The 18,809-nt window shown below is 44.3% G+C and carries 13 protein-coding genes and 1 pseudogene; 10 read left to right on the top strand and 4 right to left on the bottom strand.

The window, feature by feature from the left end:
- Positions 1-59: 59 nt before the first annotated feature.
- The 4 genes from DESOR_RS20700 to DESOR_RS27540 all read left to right on the top strand — a co-directional run bounded on the left by DESOR_RS20700 (position 60) and on the right by DESOR_RS27540 (position 6,247).
- Positions 60-1,430 (top strand): aldehyde dehydrogenase, encoded by a 1,371-nt coding sequence (locus tag DESOR_RS20700; RefSeq protein ID WP_014186548.1) that lies wholly within the window; start codon positions 60-62, stop codon positions 1,428-1,430.
- A gap of 11 nt (positions 1,431-1,441) precedes the next feature.
- A complete protein-coding gene (locus DESOR_RS30735) occupies positions 1,442-1,564 on the top strand; it encodes a hypothetical protein (RefSeq protein ID WP_282434386.1) in 123 nt (40 codons plus the stop codon).
- Positions 1,565-1,722: 158 nt separating this feature from the next.
- On the top strand, positions 1,723-2,988 hold the full coding sequence (locus DESOR_RS20695; protein ID WP_014186547.1) for a GMC oxidoreductase: 1,266 nt from the start codon (positions 1,723-1,725) through the stop codon (positions 2,986-2,988).
- Positions 2,989-3,163: 175 nt separating this feature from the next.
- Entirely contained in the window at positions 3,164-6,247 is a 3,084-nt protein-coding gene (locus DESOR_RS27540; protein ID WP_014186546.1) for a cell wall-binding repeat-containing protein, read from the top strand.
- 628 nt (positions 6,248-6,875) lie between these two features.
- Here DESOR_RS27540 and DESOR_RS20685 read toward each other — a convergent pair.
- Positions 6,876-7,547, bottom strand: a complete 672-nt coding sequence (locus tag DESOR_RS20685; RefSeq protein WP_014186545.1) for a DUF1638 domain-containing protein — start codon at positions 7,545-7,547, stop codon at positions 6,876-6,878.
- Positions 7,548-7,910: 363 nt separating this feature from the next.
- On the opposite strand from DESOR_RS20685, the gene DESOR_RS20680 reads away from it, so the two are divergent.
- The 3 genes from DESOR_RS20680 to DESOR_RS20670 all read left to right on the top strand — a co-directional run bounded on the left by DESOR_RS20680 (position 7,911) and on the right by DESOR_RS20670 (position 15,083).
- Complete coding sequence (locus DESOR_RS20680; RefSeq protein ID WP_014186544.1) at positions 7,911-8,597, top strand: Crp/Fnr family transcriptional regulator; 687 nt, start codon at positions 7,911-7,913, stop codon at positions 8,595-8,597.
- 64 nt (positions 8,598-8,661) lie between these two features.
- A complete protein-coding gene (locus tag DESOR_RS20675; RefSeq protein ID WP_014186543.1) occupies positions 8,662-9,153 on the top strand; it encodes an OsmC family protein in 492 nt (163 codons plus the stop codon).
- A gap of 809 nt (positions 9,154-9,962) precedes the next feature.
- Positions 9,963-15,083, top strand: a complete 5,121-nt coding sequence (locus tag DESOR_RS20670; RefSeq protein WP_014186541.1) for an AAA domain-containing protein — start codon at positions 9,963-9,965, stop codon at positions 15,081-15,083.
- Between the two features lie 115 nt (positions 15,084-15,198).
- Here DESOR_RS20670 and DESOR_RS20665 read toward each other — a convergent pair whose 3' ends face one another.
- Positions 15,199-15,684, bottom strand: a complete 486-nt coding sequence (locus tag DESOR_RS20665) for a CarD family transcriptional regulator (RefSeq protein ID WP_014186540.1) — start codon at positions 15,682-15,684, stop codon at positions 15,199-15,201.
- Between the two features lie 654 nt (positions 15,685-16,338).
- On the opposite strand from DESOR_RS20665, the pseudogene DESOR_RS30430 reads away from it, so the two are divergent.
- A pseudogene (locus DESOR_RS30430) lies at positions 16,339-16,631 on the top strand (DUF6054 family protein).
- Positions 16,632-16,755: 124 nt separating this feature from the next.
- Here the strand turns inward: DESOR_RS30430 and DESOR_RS20660 are convergent.
- Positions 16,756-17,205: a type II toxin-antitoxin system HicB family antitoxin gene (locus tag DESOR_RS20660; RefSeq protein WP_242832372.1), complete on the bottom strand. Its 450-nt coding sequence runs from the start codon at positions 17,203-17,205 to the stop codon at positions 16,756-16,758.
- Positions 17,195-18,076 carry a DUF3102 domain-containing protein gene (locus DESOR_RS20655; protein WP_014186537.1) on the bottom strand — a complete coding sequence of 294 codons (882 nt, stop codon included), beginning with the start codon at positions 18,074-18,076 and terminating at the stop codon, positions 17,195-17,197. The genes DESOR_RS20660 and DESOR_RS20655 overlap by 11 nt, the downstream gene beginning before the upstream one ends.
- 200 nt (positions 18,077-18,276) lie before the next feature.
- On the opposite strand from DESOR_RS20655, the gene DESOR_RS20650 reads away from it, so the two are divergent.
- Complete coding sequence (locus DESOR_RS20650; protein ID WP_014186536.1) at positions 18,277-18,501, top strand: DUF1659 domain-containing protein; 225 nt, start codon at positions 18,277-18,279, stop codon at positions 18,499-18,501.
- A gap of 20 nt (positions 18,502-18,521) precedes the next feature.
- Positions 18,522-18,770 carry a DUF2922 domain-containing protein gene (locus DESOR_RS20645; RefSeq protein WP_081468596.1) on the top strand — a complete coding sequence of 83 codons (249 nt, stop codon included), beginning with the start codon at positions 18,522-18,524 and terminating at the stop codon, positions 18,768-18,770.
- Positions 18,771-18,809: the final 39 nt, after the last annotated feature.

The raw sequence follows: 18,809 nt of genomic DNA, 5'->3' as shown, positions 1-18,809 counted from the left end.
TCTAATAATTATAAAGTGTAACCAGCATAACCCAAAAATTATTTAAGGGGTTGATCGAAATGCCAAGTATTATTGAGACTCTTAATAACCAAAGGACTTTTTTTAATAGTGGCAGAACACTTGATCTAAATTTTCGTTTAAATGCCCTGAAGACTTTGAAAAAGTCGATTCAAGAAAATGAAAAAGAAATCCTTGATGCCCTGAAAACCGATCTTAACAAATCTGCTTTCGAGGCTTATGCGACAGAAGTAGGGGTGGTTTTGGAGGAGATCGGTTATGCCATAAAAAATCTGCCCAACTGGGTTAAAGTGAAAAAAGTTAAAACACCGATTGTGCATTTCAAGTCGTCCTGTTACACAATTTCTGAGCCCTATGGCATAGCTCTAATAATGTCACCGTGGAACTACCCATTTCAGCTTACAATCGCCCCCTTGATAGGCTCGATCGCAGGGGGGAATTGTTCCGTTGTAAAGCCCTCGGCCTATTCACCTGCAACTTCTGCGGTAATGGCCAAAATATTAGGAAAATCCTTTGCACAAAACTACATTACAGTGATTGAAGGCGGAAGAGAGGCGAATAGAGCTCTCTTGGATGAAAAATTTGATTATATATTTTTTACCGGAGGCGTATCTGTAGGTAAAACAGTGATGGCGTCTGCGTCAAAACACCTAACACCTGTTACCTTGGAACTTGGTGGGAAGAGTCCGTGTATTGTTGACAGTGAGGTAAATATTGACCTTGCTGCCCGGAGAATTGTTTGGGGTAAATTCCTGAATGCCGGGCAGACTTGCGTTGCTCCTGATTATCTATTAGTTCATAAAAAGGTAAAAAGAGAACTTATCGATTCAATGAAAAAATATATTGTTGAGTTTTACGGGAGAAATCCTTGCAAAAATAAAGAGTTTCCCAAGATAATTAATGAAAAACATTTCAACCGGATCATAGAGCTTTTAACAAATGGGGAAATAATTATCGGTGGAGAGTCTGATGAACAAAGTCTTCATATTGCTCCAACCCTAATAGATTTAATAAAATTGGAAGATCCTATAATGCAAGAAGAGATATTCGGACCGGTTCTGCCAATACTGGAGTATTCGGATATTTCTGATGTGATTGCACTGGTAAAAAGTCGGCCCAAACCCCTTGCATTGTACCTGTTTACAACGAGTAAGCAATTAGAAAACAGAATTGTGAAAAGTATATCCTTTGGAGGTGGGTGTATTAACGATACTATAGTCCATCTTGGCACATCTAATATGCCTTTTGGGGGAGTGGGAGAAAGCGGAATGGGTGGTTATCATGGTAAATGGAGTTTTGATACGTTTACTCACACCAAAAGCATTTTGAAAAAATCCAATTCCATTGATATTAAACTGAGATATCCACCATACGGCAATAAACTGGGTATTTTGAAAAAGCTGCTAGGATAAGCAAACAAAATTTGAGTAATTTAGATGTGACACCCCAAGACGTCTACAGCAAAAAAGTGACGGTTGTGGGACTGGCTGCTCGTAGGGTCCAGGAACCTTCGCGAAACGAAAGGTTTCGCCGAGTACTAAAATGAGTCTGTTTTTTATTATTTCAATTTTCTTTTTATTGTAGTTTTTCTTAGAGAGTGGAGTGGACTACGCACAGCTGTAGGCAACAGATTTGCCAAATGGTATACTTTAAAGAATAGTTGAAAAACGAGAATGGGTTACCCTGAAAATGAGGGGGATCTAGATGAGATTTGAGAAAGAAAATTGGGATGTCATAATTGTTGGAACAGGTCCTGCAGGGGCCTGTCTTGCCCGAGAAATCAGCAAGCAACATAAAAAGGTTCTCCTTTTGGAAAAAGGACAGGCCGACCTCTCCATTAACATACCTAGGATGCTTAAAAACAACGAGATGATGTTCATCGGTAACGGTAAGACCCTAGTGAGAGGGATCCGGAGCGGGGGGACATCGGTACTGTATTACGGAACGGCTTATGACCCTCCAGAGGAACTGTTCAGCAAATTCGGAATCGATTTAGCTAGTGAAGTAGAAGAGCTGCGAAGAGAATTGCCGCTTGCTCCACTAAAAGATGAGTTAATCGGGCCCGCCGCACAAAAGATTAGGGAAAGTGCTGTTAGCTTGGGTTATGCGTGGGAAAAGTTGGACAAGTTCATTTACCAGGACATGTGTACTCCTGGGTATTTCCCTTTTGATGCCCAGTGGAATGCCACTCGATATGTAAACGATGCCATTAACTCAGGTGCGGTACTACTAACCAACTCAGAGGTAACCAAGGTAATTGTGAACGGTAAACAAGCTGTGGGCGTTGAAGCAATAGTGCAAGGTGAACGCCATAAACTATTCGCCTCCCAAATAGTGCTTTCAGCAGGAGGACTAGGAACAGCCCAGATTCTTCAAGCCAGTAAAATCAACAAAGCCGGGGAAGGATTTTTCTGTGATCCGATCACGATTGTGCAGGGTCTAGCGGAGGGCATTGAGGCAGGCAATGAAATCCCTATGGCTGCCGGGATGATGTTTAAGAATGAAGGCTTTATTCTCACTGACCTTACTTTACCCAAGCTGGTTTATCAGTTGTTTAGCTTCCAAGCCCTTCGACCCCATCGAGTTTGGCAACACAGAAGAACCATAGGAATCATGGTTAAGGTAAGAGATGGCATTGGCGGCAGCATCAAACGGGGAAAAGTGCATAAGGTTTTCAGCGAGGCTGACAAACTAAAGATGCAGCAAGGAGAGAGCAAGGCCAGAGAAATTTTGCAGCATGCCGGAGCTAAGAGGCTATACAGCACGGTCTGGACTTCTGCCCACCCGGGCGGTACGGCAAGGATAGGGGAAGTCGTCGACCCTAACTTAAAGAGCGAATATGACAACTTGTATGTCTGTGATTGTTCGGTTATCCCGACGGAATGGGGCTTACCACCCACTCTTGCAGTATTGGCTTTGGCCAAACGTTTGGCAAAGCATTTACTATTGAGGAGTTATCATCGAAGATGATGGGAATGTCATCATAGTTCGTTTCAAGAACGGTTCACAGCGTTCCTTCATGAAGGACATTTGTGAAAATCAGAAGTTTACAATTATTTCCACCTGGAGCAGAAAGGAAAGTAAAATAAAAAAACGAATTAACTCGTTGTGATTGCAATAATAATTCATAACGAGGTGGAAGGTAGTGAACCGTTTAAAGAGAAGACAATTAGGGATACTAATTGTTCTTAGTTTAATGTTATTTACAATTTTTACACCACCTAATGTATTGGCTGAAACGAATACAAGTACGTTGCTAGCTGCTGATTCAGGAAAAGCTGTTTCCCGCTTTGCTGGAATAGACCAGTATGAAACTTCCGCTAAAATAGCTGAAGCCGGATGGAAAGAAGCTAGTGATGCGGTCGTTCTTGCTGCTGGTACGCAGCCTAATCTTATTGACGCCATGTCGGCTGGTCCTCTTGCGTCTGTACTTAATGCCCCAATTGTTTTAACGGACACTGGAAATGAATTAAACTCATTTGCTAAGGCAGAAATCGCCCGCTTGAAACCCCAAAAAGCATATATAACGAGTGGACAGGCTGTCATTAAACCAGCAGTTCTTGAAGAACTAAGATCCATGGGAGTAACACCTGTTGAATTAGGGGGCTATGACCAGTATGAGACGGCTGTAAATATTGCCAAGGAGATGCAGTCACTGGGAGATAGGTTTACGAAACTCGCCGTTGTGGCCGGCTGGGTCAGTCCTGCCGATGCTCTTTCGATCGGTTCAATAGCAGCTTCTGAGCAAATGCCGGTTTTAGCAACAACAAAAGACGAACTTCCGGCCAAGGTTAAAGACTATGTGGACAGTCTAAGCGGTTCAATTACGGACAGCTATGTTATTGGCGGGACAGCCGTGGTTTCCGATGAGATCAAAAACAGCCTCCCCGGTAATCAACAACGTTATTATGGTAATACGAAGTACGAAACGAATTTGGATGTCCTCAAAAAGTGTGCTGATAACCTAAACTACAAGGCTGTTTATGTTGCTAACGGCGAGACTCTTGTCGATGCGCTCGCCGGTGTTCCACTAGCTGCTCAAGATGCGGCGCCAATCATTCTTACCAATCAATCGATGGATCCAGATCTCCTGAATTATGCCAAAACAAATCTTTCGCCTGTTGTCATTGCCTTAGGTGGAGAAGCCGTTGTTAATCAAGAAACCTTAGATCAGTTGTCAAATTATGATGTCGAACCCGGAAACGACAAAACGATGGGTTCAGATAACCCCAATTTGCCCGAAAAGCTGCAGAAAACCCTCCTTCTATCAGGGGACAACGTAACCCTGCAGAATGCTTCAGAAGATTTTAGTATTTATATTAATGGGAATAACGATATTCTGAAGAATGTTAACATCAAAGGAACACTATTTATTGATCCAGGAGTGAACGGGAAGGTAAGCCTGGACAATGTTACTGCTGCTCAGACAGTAGTTTTGTCAGGCACCGAAGAGGGCCTTCAGCTTAAAGATATCAAGGTCGATGATCTGAGAATATTTAGCTTCGCTAAAATTATCATTGCCCCAACTGGGAATTCCATGATCTCTAACACTACCGTTTCTACCGATGCCACTATTGACGCTACGCAAGGAACTTGGGGCAGTGTCCGTTTAGCCAGAACGATTTCGCCAGAGAGCGTGGTCGAACTCAAAGGGACATTTAATCATGATGTTTTTGTTTCAAGCCCCGGTATCCTAAAGGCCGATCAAAATGCCACCGTTAACAAGGTCATTGTTATGCCTCAGGAGAGTGGGCTGGTTACGCTCGATGGCCCATTCAAGGTGGTTCAAATCGAGCAGCAGGCCCAGGTTTCTTTAGCAGCCACAGCTAAAGTGGATAATCTAGTCACTCACGCTCAAACCTCTTTAAATGTGGAAAAAGGCGCGACAGTCGCTCACCTCTATAATGGGGATTTCAGCACGCTATCGGGTGACGGTGCTCAGGATTTGCCTGCTGCAGATCTGAATGATCCCTATTCGATTATAAACAACGAAGGGTATAAGACCAAAAATCCTGCGCTCAAGATTACTGCACCGCAGGATGGGGCGGTATTGGACTTTGATGGTGAGGTCACTGTCACATGGGCTGCAGTTTCTGGGGCAACCGGATATGCGGTAGAAGTCCATGATTTGGACAATCCATGGCCCTACCTGGCCGATTGGGTGACCAATATACCGGCAGGCACTCAATCGTTTACGTTACCGAAATACCGTATTACGACGACGGGTCATCATTATGTAATTATAGTTCACTATGAAATGCCCATCGATCCCGATGTTGGCTCTGCAGGATTGGGATCAATGCCTCCAATTCAGGTTCAGATCGGGAAAAGTCCCAACATTTCCCCCTTGGTTATAACCTCCCCCGGCTCAAATGCTACTTTTTCTTTCGGGACACAAATTCCTCTCCAATGGGACGTTCCGCCTGATGCCAGTAAACTCAATGCTGAAGTCCTAATTCAAGGTAATGTTATCACTGAATTTCCCATCCAGAACGGTCAGGACATTTCACAACATCTGTATCAAGGAAAAAACCATGTCACAGTTTCCCTAAAGAGCGACAACGTTGTTGTATATCAAGGCTCTCTTGATATAACGATGATCCCAAGCTCGCCTATGAGCGATACCCCAGATATCCTGACTCCAAGCACCGGCTCCACAATAGATCCGAACCATCCTCTTACGGTAACTTGGAAACCCGTCGCGGGGGCGACAGATTACAGTATCAGTGTCTATAGAGAAGACGGTGCTATATCTTCAGGAGTAGGGTTTTTCCATGCCGGTACCTTAACAAGCTTCCAACTCTATCCTTTATCCGATGGTGTATACCATATGTTTGTCCGAGCAGAGGTCGATAACCTCCTGCGCGACGGTGATCTAATTACTGTCAATGCCCCAAAAGCTGATCCGAGTATTGTTTCGCCGCCCCCTCTTAACATCGTACCCCTTCAGATTGTGTCACCCACTAATAATATTACAGTTTCAGGGAACGAACCGGTGATTCTAAAGTGGAATGTTCCCAAATTCGCAGCGTTTCTAAATGCTGATGTTAAAATAACAAACTCGCTGGGTTATACTTCGGGATATTACAACGGAGAAAATATTAACCGACCAATCCAAAAGGATATGAATTCTTTGTCTCCGGGCTTAAATCACGTCACGGTGACGTTAAGCGAACCGGGTGATATTACGGAGTATCAAGGTTCTGTAGATATCATCTATAATCCATAGGTATTGCCCACTCTATTAAAGGATGGCAGCTAGACAAACCGAGTGCTTTAAGCGAATCAAAAGTATAGTGTAAAGAACAAGGTGCTTCTCATTACGCGGAGCACCTTGTTCTTATTTAAAGCCAGGATTGCGGCGGCAAGCTGTAATAATTTGAAATCTATCCGCAATCTAAGAAAAATTAGGAATACAGGGAACAACCTCTATACATGGAAAGAATGAATATTAGTGATCAACTCGTGCTCCTAATAAGGTAGAGAGGATATTATCACTAAGTTAGGCGAGAAGTGGCGGCCACGCAGCCGCCGTTCTTTTTTGCTCCACCTAAACTTGCGGCGGGTCGTAGAATTCGTGTTTAGGAAGTGGAATGTAAATTAGTTGTTTAAATGAAACAAATCAGGCCGCCTCGTGAGGCGGCCTGAGCCCTGGAATAGTCAGGGATAAGTTCCATCTTTTTATGCAACCGGCTCACAAAGGGTTAATTTCTGCCGTTTTCCGCTTCGATTTTGGCTCTCAGGCTTATATTCCTCACAGCTTCGACGATATGTCCGGAATAAAAAGCCAGAACGCTTAAATCGCCGGAACCCTAATTCATAATAGCACTTACACTATCACCTAGGGTATAATCTCTTTATTGTTGGTGAGCTCTGGATGTTCTGTCCTCTTCGCTCAAAGCACTAATTAAAACCTCTTTTAAGCGTTCCAGTCCCACTGCCCGAGCTTCCAGTGGTATAGAAGCCCAGTCGGAAAAGGCCAGAATCTCCTCAACATGGTCGAGCGCATATTCATCAAAAAAGCCTATCGGGTCCAGCATGATTCCTCCCCCGGTATACTGGGGAAAATTTTCGTTGGCATTAGCTTTATCCCAGCCTTTGAACACCATATCACGGTATTTCAGCCATCCTGGGGTGCAGAACCAAACCTTTTGGCCATCAGCCAGATTATCCCTCTCCCGTCCATCAGCCAACATGTCTAAGCAGTTTTCTACATCGGTTCGGGCAATGTAGTAACCGTCTTCTCTAACTTCATCAATAACAGTGTCAATCGTTCGATAAGAATCCCGCGTATTAATGTAACAATACTTGCCACCATAGACGACAATGATTTTTTTAGCTGTTTGTTTGGCTGCTTTCAATTGCCTTTGTAGCTGAACTTCCAATTCGGCTGGAACTTGGTGAAGTCCCGGTGCCGTATAGATGATTTGAGCATCCAAAAAACCGGTCTCCTTGAGATAATTCAACTCAGGAATCATCGTTCCGCAGGCTACAATAGCATAGTCACGAAATGAAATCTTTCTTGTCAAGTAAATTCCCCCTCATTTTCACTGATCCTCTCTTCAGGTTTGAAACTCTATCAGCTAAGACTTCCTGTCCGTTTTTTCGAGCCAGAGACAGCGTTCGTTGAGTTTTATAACCCAGGCTGCAGCCTGCCCTTGAAGACCCCCCTATACCTAGGGCAAGGTATTATAGTGACATTATATCATTATCCTTCCGTAGATCAACTATTAGAGGCTGTTCAAAAAGCACAGTTTTATTTCAAAAGTGGCACATCCGATGTCGGTATACAAAAAAGCCCATATCTTTTTAACGGATGGGCATAAATAGCCATATCAAAAGTAAAGGTTTGTTTTATGTTTATATCTCATTGAAGGGGGAGGAATTGGACCGTGTTAAATAATAACTTATATATTATAAGAAACATTCGTTTGTTTCCCACGGATGTGATGAGGGATATGCTGGAAAAAGGAGAAAGGGTATTTTTCGAAAAAGGGGAACACGTTATTATCCCTGGAATGTTAATGCAATCTGTTTATCTCGTAGAGGCGGGCAATGCAAGTGTTTACAAGCTTCATATTGATGGAAAGGAGTGTATTCTGGGATTAGTATCCCCAAGGGAGTTTATAAATCTATTAGATATTTTCTCTGGAAAGGAAACTACTATATTTTGTAAGGCCTTAACGGATCTATCCATTGTTAAAATCCCAAAACAAGAAATTATAACAATTGTTAACGAAAATCCTACTTTGGCCATTAATCTATTACATTTCTTTTCCGAGCGGTACCAAGAAGTAATCGAGGTTTTAGAACAGGTGGCCTACGGTAAAGTGGAAGAAAGGTTAATTTTCTTACTTCGCAAACTGGCCGACCCTTTAGAAGGTGACGGAGACTGGTATCCTTTGCCGGTTTCCATAACACATAGGGATTTAGCGGGTATGATTGCTTCCACCAGGGAAACAGTGACCTTATTGCTAAATAAGTTACGGCAGGAAAACACCATTCGAATCGATAGTAATAGAATCTGGATTTACTTAGACGAAACTCGATTAACAGAGTTTAATACTATTAAAAGGTAAGCCTCCTTACATACATGGAGCGTTCTATAAGCTAACCTTTAAAAGGAGAGGGGAGGAGCTTACGATGAATAATATTGATTTTAACGTGTTAACGCAAACTATGAGTGCAATGAAGGTGGACCGAAATTTAGCCATAAAGAAATGGGCTGCGAAGATTCACTGGGTAGATGGTGTTCGAAATCAAGTGGGAATAAGGGAATTTACCCCATTTGAAATGGATCAGCCAAAGCCTATGGGCGGAATGAATAAAGCCCCAAACCCTGTAGAATATTTAATAGCTGCTGGCGGTGGATGTTTTGCAATAACCTTTCAGGTCTTAGCGAGCCAGCAAGGGATAAAGCTAGAGAATGTAGATGTCACAATTGAAGCCGATTTAAATGCTGCGGTGTTTTTAGGGATTGAGGAGGGCGATGGCGGGATTATAAATCCGGTTATTACTTTAACTGTGGAGACTTCCGCGAGTAAAATACAAGTCATGGAAATTGCGAATATTGCCCTTCAAAAATCGCCGGTTTTGGCAAGTTTAAAAACAAAAGTAAATCTACTAATAAAATAGATACTTGTAAATAAACCACCTGATCTGCCGGGTGGTTTATTTACTGTTGCACGTGCATGCCCGGTCGAAGCAGCTTTAATACGACAGGTAGTCAATATCCACGAAGGTTACCTTAAAGCCACTTTGGACCGAAAGTTTAAAAAGGGTATAGAGTTATGCTTTTGAATATTAATATTATAGAGAAAGATGGTGAGTTAAGTAAGAAGATGAATGAGGCTTTGAATCGAGATCGAATTTTTCAAATACGCATCACTGTGAGGAACAAATCAGGCCGACTCGTGTTATGAGGCGGCCTGAGCCCTGGAGTTAGCCACACCCTTTTAGAAAGGGGGTGGCAGGATGATCTCAATGGTTGAGGCGATGTATCTCATGATTGCATATGCTACACTCGTTGTTATGATCATGAAAAGAAATAACCGCCCCACAGCCAGGATGGCGGTTATTTCTTATAACCTCTAATTCGGGCTAACCCTTCGGTTAGACAACCTGCCGGGCTGGCGTGATTGCAACACGTCAGTCCTTTTATAATATTATACCCATGGATTGTAAAATATGAAACCAGCTCACATAGGGTAAAGCTGGAGAACCTTACATACTTTCATCCGTTAAGAGTTATATATACAGCCTTTCATGAGCCAAGATGACTTCATAGAGAATGAAAAAGGATTACCCCATAATCTTGTCGAAAAATACCTTATGAGAAATAAAATTAGTGTTAACGATTTATACTTGAACATAAAAGTATTCTTTGAGTAGATAAAAAACTATGGCTCTCTGAGTCAAATCTATTGGTTGGGTGATGCATTTCTTTGAATAATACTGAGAATCTTGAACAGGATAAAAGGCTTCTTCTCCAAGTATTCCGTTATCTCCAGGCCCTTGACCAGCTTAAAAACCCCGTACCTATGGATATTAATGCACAACCGTGGTTACTGTGGTTTAAAGATCTGCCGGAGCATTCAGCAATCCGTTGTGGGAATGCAGCGGGTTATGCCATAGAAGATGAAAGTCCGGCTGACGACTTTATCTTAAAGGTAGGACGCCCTGAACTTTCTGACCCTCCCGCTCCGCCGGTGCGCCTGCTTTCTTGGCTGGAGAAGGGGTGGCAAGAGGTTGAGGGGGCTGTTAAAATTATCCCCCAAAAGCAAGAGAAAATCGCTGCCAGAACAATTCGCTTTGAAGAAGATCCAATTCGTGAGAGACTATATACGGAGTGGACAGAAAAATGGGAAAAGTGGCTGAAAACAAAGGGCTCAGAGAACGCTGAGGGGAGTAATAACAAACCGGCTCCGCCGGCTGAGCTTGTTCCTTGGCTGACAGCGGATTGGCAAACTAGTGAAAACATAATTCAGACCAAGAAAACTCTCCTCGAGCCAGAGAAAATAATAACCATACGTTTCGAGGACGACCCCGAACGTCCCAGACTTCTTAACGAATGGTCTCCGAAACTCCAGACCTGGGTTCGTAAGGAGCGCCCGGCCCGTCAAGCAATGGCCATCTTTACGAAACTTTACGACCTTTATTCCCGCCTGGAACGTGAGTCTGAGCAGGTCGAACTTGTCTTGGGTGATGGCCTTTTAGATTGGCCGGACAGCTCAGCCGGAAGTCTCAATCATCCGATACTGTTGCTTCGGCTGCGCATTGAATTCGACTCCGCTCTGCCCGAATTTACAGTGTCTGAAGGGGACAAACCAACTGAGCTTTATAGCGCGTTACTACGCCTTATTCCTGATGTAACTGCCAAGGCGATGAATACTTTACAAGAAGATTTAGATCATGGTGGCTGGCATCCACTGGGTGGGGATGACACGTCCGAGTTCCTTAAGCGCTTAGTCATTCAACTTTCTCCCTACGGTGAGCTAACCACCTCGAACTCGAAAAATAAGCGGGAAATTCCAACGATTCAGCGCAATCCTTTGTTGTTTTTGCGCAAAAGGACACTTGGTTATAGCCAGGCCCTTGAAGCCATCATTGAAGATTTGCCGGAACGTGACGATGTGCCGGATTTTCTGAAAAACATCGTGGGTATTGTAACTGAAAAATCAAGGGATGTGGATGGAGGGGGAACGCCGACTGGCATAGACCCTAACGGAGAAGATGAAATTATTCTGCTCAGCAAAGAAGCCAATGGCGAACAATTACAAATTGCCCAACGCTTGGATCGACACGGTGCTGTTTTGGTTCAAGGCCCTCCTGGGACCGGTAAAACCCATACGATTGCCAATCTGATTGGGCATTTATTGGCTCAAGGAAAAAGTATTTTGGTCACCAGTCATTCATCAAAGGCCTTGCAAGTTCTGCGTGAAAAGGTCGTTGAACCACTTCAGCCCCTATGCATCAGTCAGATTAGTGATGATAGCCGGGACCAAATGGATCGGGCGATTGATGCAATCATGGAGCGGCTTTCAACGTCTAATGCGGACGTCTTAGAACGGGAAACTGAACAATTGCAGACTCAGCGGCTGGAGCTTATCCGACGGTTAAGAGAAACCCGGCATAAATTACTTTTGGCTCGCCAGGATGAATATCGCTCCATCGTAGTGGATGGCAAAGAGTACGCCCCCTCAGAAGCTGCCCGTCTGGTAAAAGAAACGCAAGATATTAATAACTGGATTCCGGGTCCGGTTGTCTTAGGGGTGCCCTTACCACTATCAGCTCTTGAATTTGCAGAATTATACCGGACGAACGTCAGTTTGAGTCCGGATGACGAACGGGAACTTAATACCGCATTACCTGTGCTGGAGCATTTGCCAACGCCTGCAGAATTTGAGCAGTTTGCGGCTGAGAAAAAAACTGTGGATAGTGTAGAGCTTGCTGATCGTCCTGAACTGTGGTCTTCCAATGACCGACCTACGAATCCAAAGGATCTGGAGAATTTGAGTGAACGACTGCTTAAGGCTGTCGAAGTTCTGAATACCCAGGAGCAATGGCGTCTCGATGTTCTTGCGGCAGGATTAGATGGCGGCGCAGCTCGTGACTCCTGGGAAAACCTCATAAATCAGGTTGAAAAAGTGTCCAGGCAAGCGCTGGAGGCCAAAGAACTCTTGCTTGAATTGGGCCCTGCTTTGCCAAGTCATATGAGTTTTGAAGAGATGGAAAAGGTTCTCGCCGAAATTCTGGATTTCTTTGAGCAAAGTACTAAGCTCACGAGCTTTAAACTTTGGACGAAACGGCAATGGAAGATTTTTATTGAAAATGCGTGTGTTGAAGGCAGGCCCCCTTCAGAGAAAAAGGATTTTGAGGCTCTTAGGGGTGCCCTTGAGTTGACCAAGGCCAGAACTAAACTTGTTGAACGCTGGCAACGGCAGGTTGCCGTCTTAGGTGGGCCCGGTCGTGAAGAACTAGGGAGCACTCCCGAAAATGTCTGTCAGCAGTTAGTTTATGCCCTCCGGCAAGGTCTTGATTGGGCACCGACCCAATGGAATCCCCTCTTAGAGGAACTGATACGCTTTGGTTTCGAGTGGGAGCTTTTCCTGACTAATGTCCCGATTCGTGGTGGTGAGTACGGTCGTTTGCTTAGGATTCACGATCTGGTTAAGAGTGAACTATCTCCGCTGCTGATTGCCCATGCCACCTATTGCCATAAAGTACAATTACAGAACAAACTTGAGGAGTTAAAGGCTCCAGTTAAGTTTGCAGAGAACCCGGAGAGCCAGGCTGCAGTGGTTTCTTTCCTTTATGACGCTCTCTCCAGTCTAAGTCCTTCCAGCTATACCCAAGCCTATCAGCGTTTGATCGAGCTTACTTCCAGACGTCAGGATATTGAACTGCGCAAAAAGCTGTTGGCAAAACTGGAGTTGGCAGCGCCTAATTGGTCAAGTGCTCTCCGATCACGAGCCGATTTACATGGGCAAGGCAGAATTCCCGGCAATCCCACAGACGCCTGGTTATGGTGTCAACTGCAGGGCGAGTTAGAACAACGGGGAAAGACCTCAATGGAGGAATTACAGGCACGTATCACACAACTTTCTAACGACCTGCGTCAAACAACGGCCATACTCGTTGAGAAAAAGTCTTGGGCAGCTCAAGTAAGACGGACGACACTAACCCAACGTCAAGCACTTCAGGGCTGGAAAGAAATCATGCACCGTATTGGCAAGGGGAAAGGGAAACGCGTGCCACGGTTCCTGGCGGAAGCGCGTAAACTAATGCCTATCTGTCAATCGGCGGTGCCTGTCTGGATTATGCCCTTAAACCGCGTCATCGATAATTTTAATCCGAAGACCAACCGCTTTGACGTGGTCATCGTCGACGAAGCTAGTCAGGCAGATGCCATGGCCTTAACCACCTTATATCTAGGAAGCCAAGTCGTGATCGTAGGTGACCACGAGCAGGTTAGTCCCGTAGGCGTTGGACAAAATCAAGATGAAATCCAGAAGCTAATTGATGAACATTTGCCAGGTATCCCTAACAGCCAGCTCTACGACGGCTTGTTCTCAATTTATAATTTAGGCATGACAACCTTTGATCCGATTTGCTTACGAGAACATTTCCGTTGTGTATCGCCAATCATTCAATTCAGTAACTTCTTATCCTATAATGGAAAAATTAAGCCCTTGCGTGATGAAAGTGAAGTTAATCTTAAACCCTTTACCGTCGCGTATCGAGTCGAGGGAGGGACTTCTCGGGGTAAGACCAATGAGAAAGAAGCTCAGACCATTGTTTCGTTAATCCTTGCTTGTACCGAAAACCCCCTCTATAAGGACGCCTCACTGGGGGTGATTTCTCTGGTCGGAGAAGAACAAGCCATGTTGATCGATCGCCTCTTGCAAACAAATTTATCGCCCTCAGAATATATCAGACGACGCATTCAGTGCGGCAATCCAGCCAATTTCCAAGGGGATGAACGTGATGTCATTTTCCTGTCTGTTGTCGACGCGCCGACTGGGCAGGGCCCACTGACTCTCAGGCGTGAAGGCGCCCATGATATGTATAAGAAACGATTCAATGTTGCAGCAAGCCGAGCACGTGATCAGTTATGGGTTGTCTATTCCCTTGATCCGGATCTGGATTTGAAAGCGGGAGATATTCGAAGGGATCTGATTAAACATGCTCAGGATCCCTATGCCGTGACAAAAGCGATTGAACAGCAGGAAACCAAGACCGAGTCTGAATTTGAACGCCAGGTTTTAAGGCAATTGGTTCATAGGGGGTACCGCGTTATACCTCAGTGGCCGGTTGGAGCCTTTAGAATCGATATGGTTGTTGAAGGCAATGGTAAACGCCTGGCAATAGAATGTGACGGTGATCGTTATCATACCTTAGAAAACCTTGGTGAAGACATGGCACGTCAGGCTATCTTGGAACGCCTTGGCTGGCGCTTTGTCCGTATCAGGGGCAGTGAGTTCTTTAGAGATCCTGAAGGAGCTATGAGGCCTGTCTTTGAACGGCTTCAAGCACTGGAAATCCCAGCCGCAGGGATGAAGAACGATGAGGTTGCGATACAATCAACTGAGTGTCCAGAGACGGAAGTTTTTAGACGTGCTGCTGAAATTCGGCGTGAGTGGGGTATTGAGTCAGACATTAGTCCGGATATTAGCGACGATGTTCAATTAGAAACGAAACTAGAGGGCACTACCATTCCCTTGGTCAGGCGTTTAGGTAGAAATATTCCTTCCCAAGTCAAGTTCCGGGATAAAATCATACATCCACACACAGTCTCCAATATTTTAACCAGTGTGTTAGAAGAATTGCTGATTTTATGCCCGGATATTATTAATAAGCTTGATTCTTTATATCCATGTCGAAAACAGCGTTTTTCTTATGATAGCTCAAAATTTCCTGACTATGTAAAACTTGAGAAGTTATCGAATGGTATGTATGTCTTCAGCACCTCTAACGTTGTGAGAACGATCCGCATGACCTATAGTATTCTTGATTTATGTGGGTACAAGAAAGAGGAGCTTCAGATGATTTTTTACACGGCTTAAAAGGCTAGTGGTTCAAAGCAAAAGAGTGACCAACTTGCGAGTGGTCACTCTTTTGCTGAATTCCAGGTGCTGGATTACTTTTATAAAGAAAACCCTTTTCTGCGTAGAATTCTTGTCAGGAATTCAACACTTCATCCAATAAACGAATCGCCAGTTTTTCTTCTAGGCCCTTTACCTCCATAATCTCACTGACAAAAACCTGACGTGCATTATTCAACATGTTTGTGTCATTTGCATCAAGTTTATTTTTTTGGCCCTTACGTGTTAAATCACGAATAATTTCCGCACCTTTATAAATGTCACCACTTTTAAATTTCTTTTTATTAATATCTTTGCACCATCGTTGATTTTCAAAGATAATTGGGTCAGTATTTCCAAGGTTAAAACTACTGAGTACATTTTCTAATATCTCAGGTTTAACGACCTGACGTATCCCTATATTGACAGCTTTGTCCATAGGAATCATAACATGTAATTTTTCCTGAGGAATATTCAAAATGTAGCAGAGTTTTCTTTCCCCTAAAATCTCTTTTTCTGCAACCGCTTCGATAATGCAAGTTCCATGAACCGGATAAAAAATTTTGTCGCCTACGTTAAACATAATTCCACCTACCTCCAGACTATCTTCTTAGTATATCATGGGGTTAGATAAAATAAAAATTTATATTTTACCATATTACATTTATATGTGTCAACGATTTCGTGAAAATGACAATATAATATTTTGATTGATATTTAAGCCGAGATAAACCGAAGAGGTTGGGGAAAAATGAAAAGGCGGCTCGCATCTATTAATAATGACACAGATAATTTTCCGGATTATCTTTTGAAGCTGATTGACCAAGTGATTGCGAATAAATAGTAATATAGAGCGGCGGTGTCAATTGGCTTGTACGGTATGATGAGGAAAATAATATTCATGTTCAATATGCTGACGGTTTACTCATGATTGCATTTGCTACACTCGTTGTTATGATCATGAAAAAGAAATAACCGCCCCCGACTAGGTTTGCGGTTATTTCTTATAGCCTGTAAATCCGGCTAACCGTTCGGTTAGACAATCAGCCGGGCTGGCGTGCTAGCAACACGTCAGTCCTTATTTAATATTATATCCATAGATTGTAAAATATGCAACCGGCTCACATATAGGTAATACTCGGCGGAACATATTGGGAGTACCCTTCGCGAAAACGACAAGTTTCGATGAGTTTTTGGAGTACGAATAGATTGCTCCGGGATAGCCCTGGATGGGGAAGTGGTCAACCGTTTGCAAAACGATATTCTCAATAGTGGAATATCAATGAATTTAGTCGATGAAAGTAACTACACTTCCGGAGATACAAAGCTAGCTGTTCGAGTTTATGATAAATATTTTATGAGAAACGGAAACAGAGCAAGTTTAAGCCTTACTTAGTAGGTCATGGCAGCGATATTTTTATTTCAGCAATCGGTGCTGGTGGAGGGCAAGGTATTATATTTAACTTTAGTCTCGGTGCAGAGGATAGTATGGTATCAATAGTTCAAGAGAGTATAGAACGAATGGAATAATTCTTATGTGCTTACGATAGTCGGATATTCTGAAGTAGAGGGGGAGGGGTATCTGAAAAGGCTGATCCATATATACCTTGAGAACTGCTGGCCTTCCGAAGGATAGGATTGAATAGTGCGGTGGTTATTGAGAGTTTTCAGGCAGGGTGTCAATCCCCAGCTTCTCCCTCAATACCTCCCGAATCTCCTGCGCGGAAATCGGCCTGCCTTTTTTCCCTAATTGGAAGAGCCAGCTGGGAAACCCGATGGCTTTTCTGGCGAATTTGGGGCCGTACATGCGCTGGTACTCCTGCAGATTGGCTGCTACCTGAACAACGACAGCGTCAGCCGCGATTTCCCAGTTTGAAGTATCCGAAGCATCGGGGATGTGCTCATAATCTCTGTCCATCATATATAAATGAAACCCCAGCCTGGGCCCGGCCCAGTAATAGGCCTGGATGAAATCCTCCCCTTCGATGGCACAGCCCGGCAGGTCCGGAAAAACAACCGTATATTTGCCGCTTGTTTTATCCCGCTCAATAATGGCTGGGAAAACATAGTTTCTCTTCATCATCCACCATTCCTTACTGAGCATCTCCGCCGGGGCGAGCTTGCCTGCTCCACGTCTCGTCCTTAAGCCACATTTTCAGCAGATCATAAACTTTATTCTTATAAATGATATACGTCTCCTTGTCATTGGGAGCGATTTGGAGCAGTTTATGCTTCACTTCCTTAATGGTTTCATCCAGGCTTTCACAGAGGAAAGCGATATGGTTAGCCCTGACCTTGAGGGACGTATTAGTGAAGTTCCTTTTCATCCTCTCGTAGCCCTTGGCGGATGAGCTTTGTTGGAGGGATTCTAGGGAATCCTTCAGATGCCTGGTCGTTTTAGCGAGTTCGGCTTTGGATGTCTTGGCGTTCTCCAATTGGGACTTCAGATTGTCCAGCTCTTCAGTCAGCCCGGCGATGATACAGCTTTGGTCTTCCACTGTTTTCTGGAGGTCCGCGTTAACCTCCAGGGCCTGGTCCTTTTCCTGCAAGGCCTGAGTTCGTTCACTTACCGCCTGCCGCAGTTCCTGGATGGTCATACCTTCCACATCCATATCCACGATGAACTGCGCCCGTTCCTCTTTTGGGATACCTAAAAGAAGCACCGCCTGGCTGTAGTTTAAATTCGGATTAAAATCCGAATTTGAGGAGGAAAGCTGTCCGGCTCCGTACTCTTTGAAGATACGCATCATTTTATTGGCCCTGCTCTGAGAGAAATCCACGGACTCCTCCAGCCACTTGCCCCATTCTCCATGCTTGAGCAAGGCCTTAGCCTCCGTCAGCCGCCTTCCGATCTCGACGGCGGCGGCAAGATAGACCCTCTCAGCCTGAAATTTGATCATGTTAATTTCAGCTGCGATGACATTAGGCGTGCGTTCGCTGCCGACATCAGTTACTGTACCTATTGTATCAGTCATGTATACACACTCCTTGGGGCTAATCTCACTTATAGGATATGCTCCCAGGCTTAAGAGTGTGCCAAGCTCAGTCGTCAGGCTCCCTAATTTAGGGAAGTACCCCTCTTTTGGCCCAAACCTGTAACCGGTGGTCAATCTTTCTCATAGTATAGAAAGACAAGCGCGAACAACCTCTGCTTGTCTGAAGGGAGGGATAAACTATGGCGGTGACAGAGATAACTTTGGATTCGATATTGTCAACAAAATACCAAACCGGTACTACACCGGCAGGCGGACCGGTGACCCGGAAAAGAAGCCTGAACTATGTGAAGCCTACAGCAACGAGTCAAGACATCTATGATGTTGCAGCGGCTCTGTCAAGTCTGAGCCAGTATCCGCTGCTGAATGTGCTGCTCAGCAAGAACTGGGAGCTTATTGATGAATAATTGAGGGTAAATTTTTGGAGGTGATTAAAATAGCGATTATTACCAGCAAGGTGTTAAAGCTAACTTTTCTTACCACCGGCGGCAAATCCTTCATTATTTCCGTCCCTCAGCCGAGGGAGAACCTGACGCTATCTGAGGCCCAGACCGTGATGGAAACGGTTATAGCCCGGAATATCTTTAACAGCCCCAGTGGTGAACTGGCCGCGATACAGGATATCCGGGTAATAGACATGACCACTAACGATCTTTACGATCCGCCGGTGGTGTAAGGAATTTACCCATAGATAAGGAGGTGCCTTTTGAACTGC

The sequence above is a fragment of the Desulfosporosinus orientis DSM 765 genome (assembly GCF_000235605.1).
In the GTDB taxonomy this organism is placed as follows: domain Bacteria; phylum Bacillota; class Desulfitobacteriia; order Desulfitobacteriales; family Desulfitobacteriaceae; genus Desulfosporosinus; species Desulfosporosinus orientis.
The sequence above is the reverse complement of the archived record's forward strand: the minus strand, read 5'-3'. Positions and strand labels throughout refer to the sequence as shown.

Bases quoted from the DNA above. Each gene is read 5' to 3' on its own strand.
- DESOR_RS20700 (WP_014186548.1), top strand. From the start codon at position 60: ATGCCAAGTATTATTGAGACTCTTAATAACCAAAGGACTTTTTTTAAT.
- DESOR_RS20695 (WP_014186547.1), top strand. From the start codon at position 1,723: ATGAGATTTGAGAAAGAAAATTGGGATGTCATAATTGTTGGAACAGGT.
- DESOR_RS20675 (WP_014186543.1), top strand. From the start codon at position 8,662: ATGAATAATATTGATTTTAACGTGTTAACGCAAACTATGAGTGCAATG.
- DESOR_RS20665 (WP_014186540.1), bottom strand. From the start codon at position 15,684: ATGTTTAACGTAGGCGACAAAATTTTTTATCCGGTTCATGGAACTTGC.
- DESOR_RS20660 (WP_242832372.1), bottom strand. From the start codon at position 17,205: ATGCTCAGTAAGGAATGGTGGATGATGAAGAGAAACTATGTTTTCCCA.
- DESOR_RS20655 (WP_014186537.1), bottom strand. From the start codon at position 18,076: ATGACTGATACAATAGGTACAGTAACTGATGTCGGCAGCGAACGCACG.
- DESOR_RS20650 (WP_014186536.1), top strand. From the start codon at position 18,277: ATGGCGGTGACAGAGATAACTTTGGATTCGATATTGTCAACAAAATAC.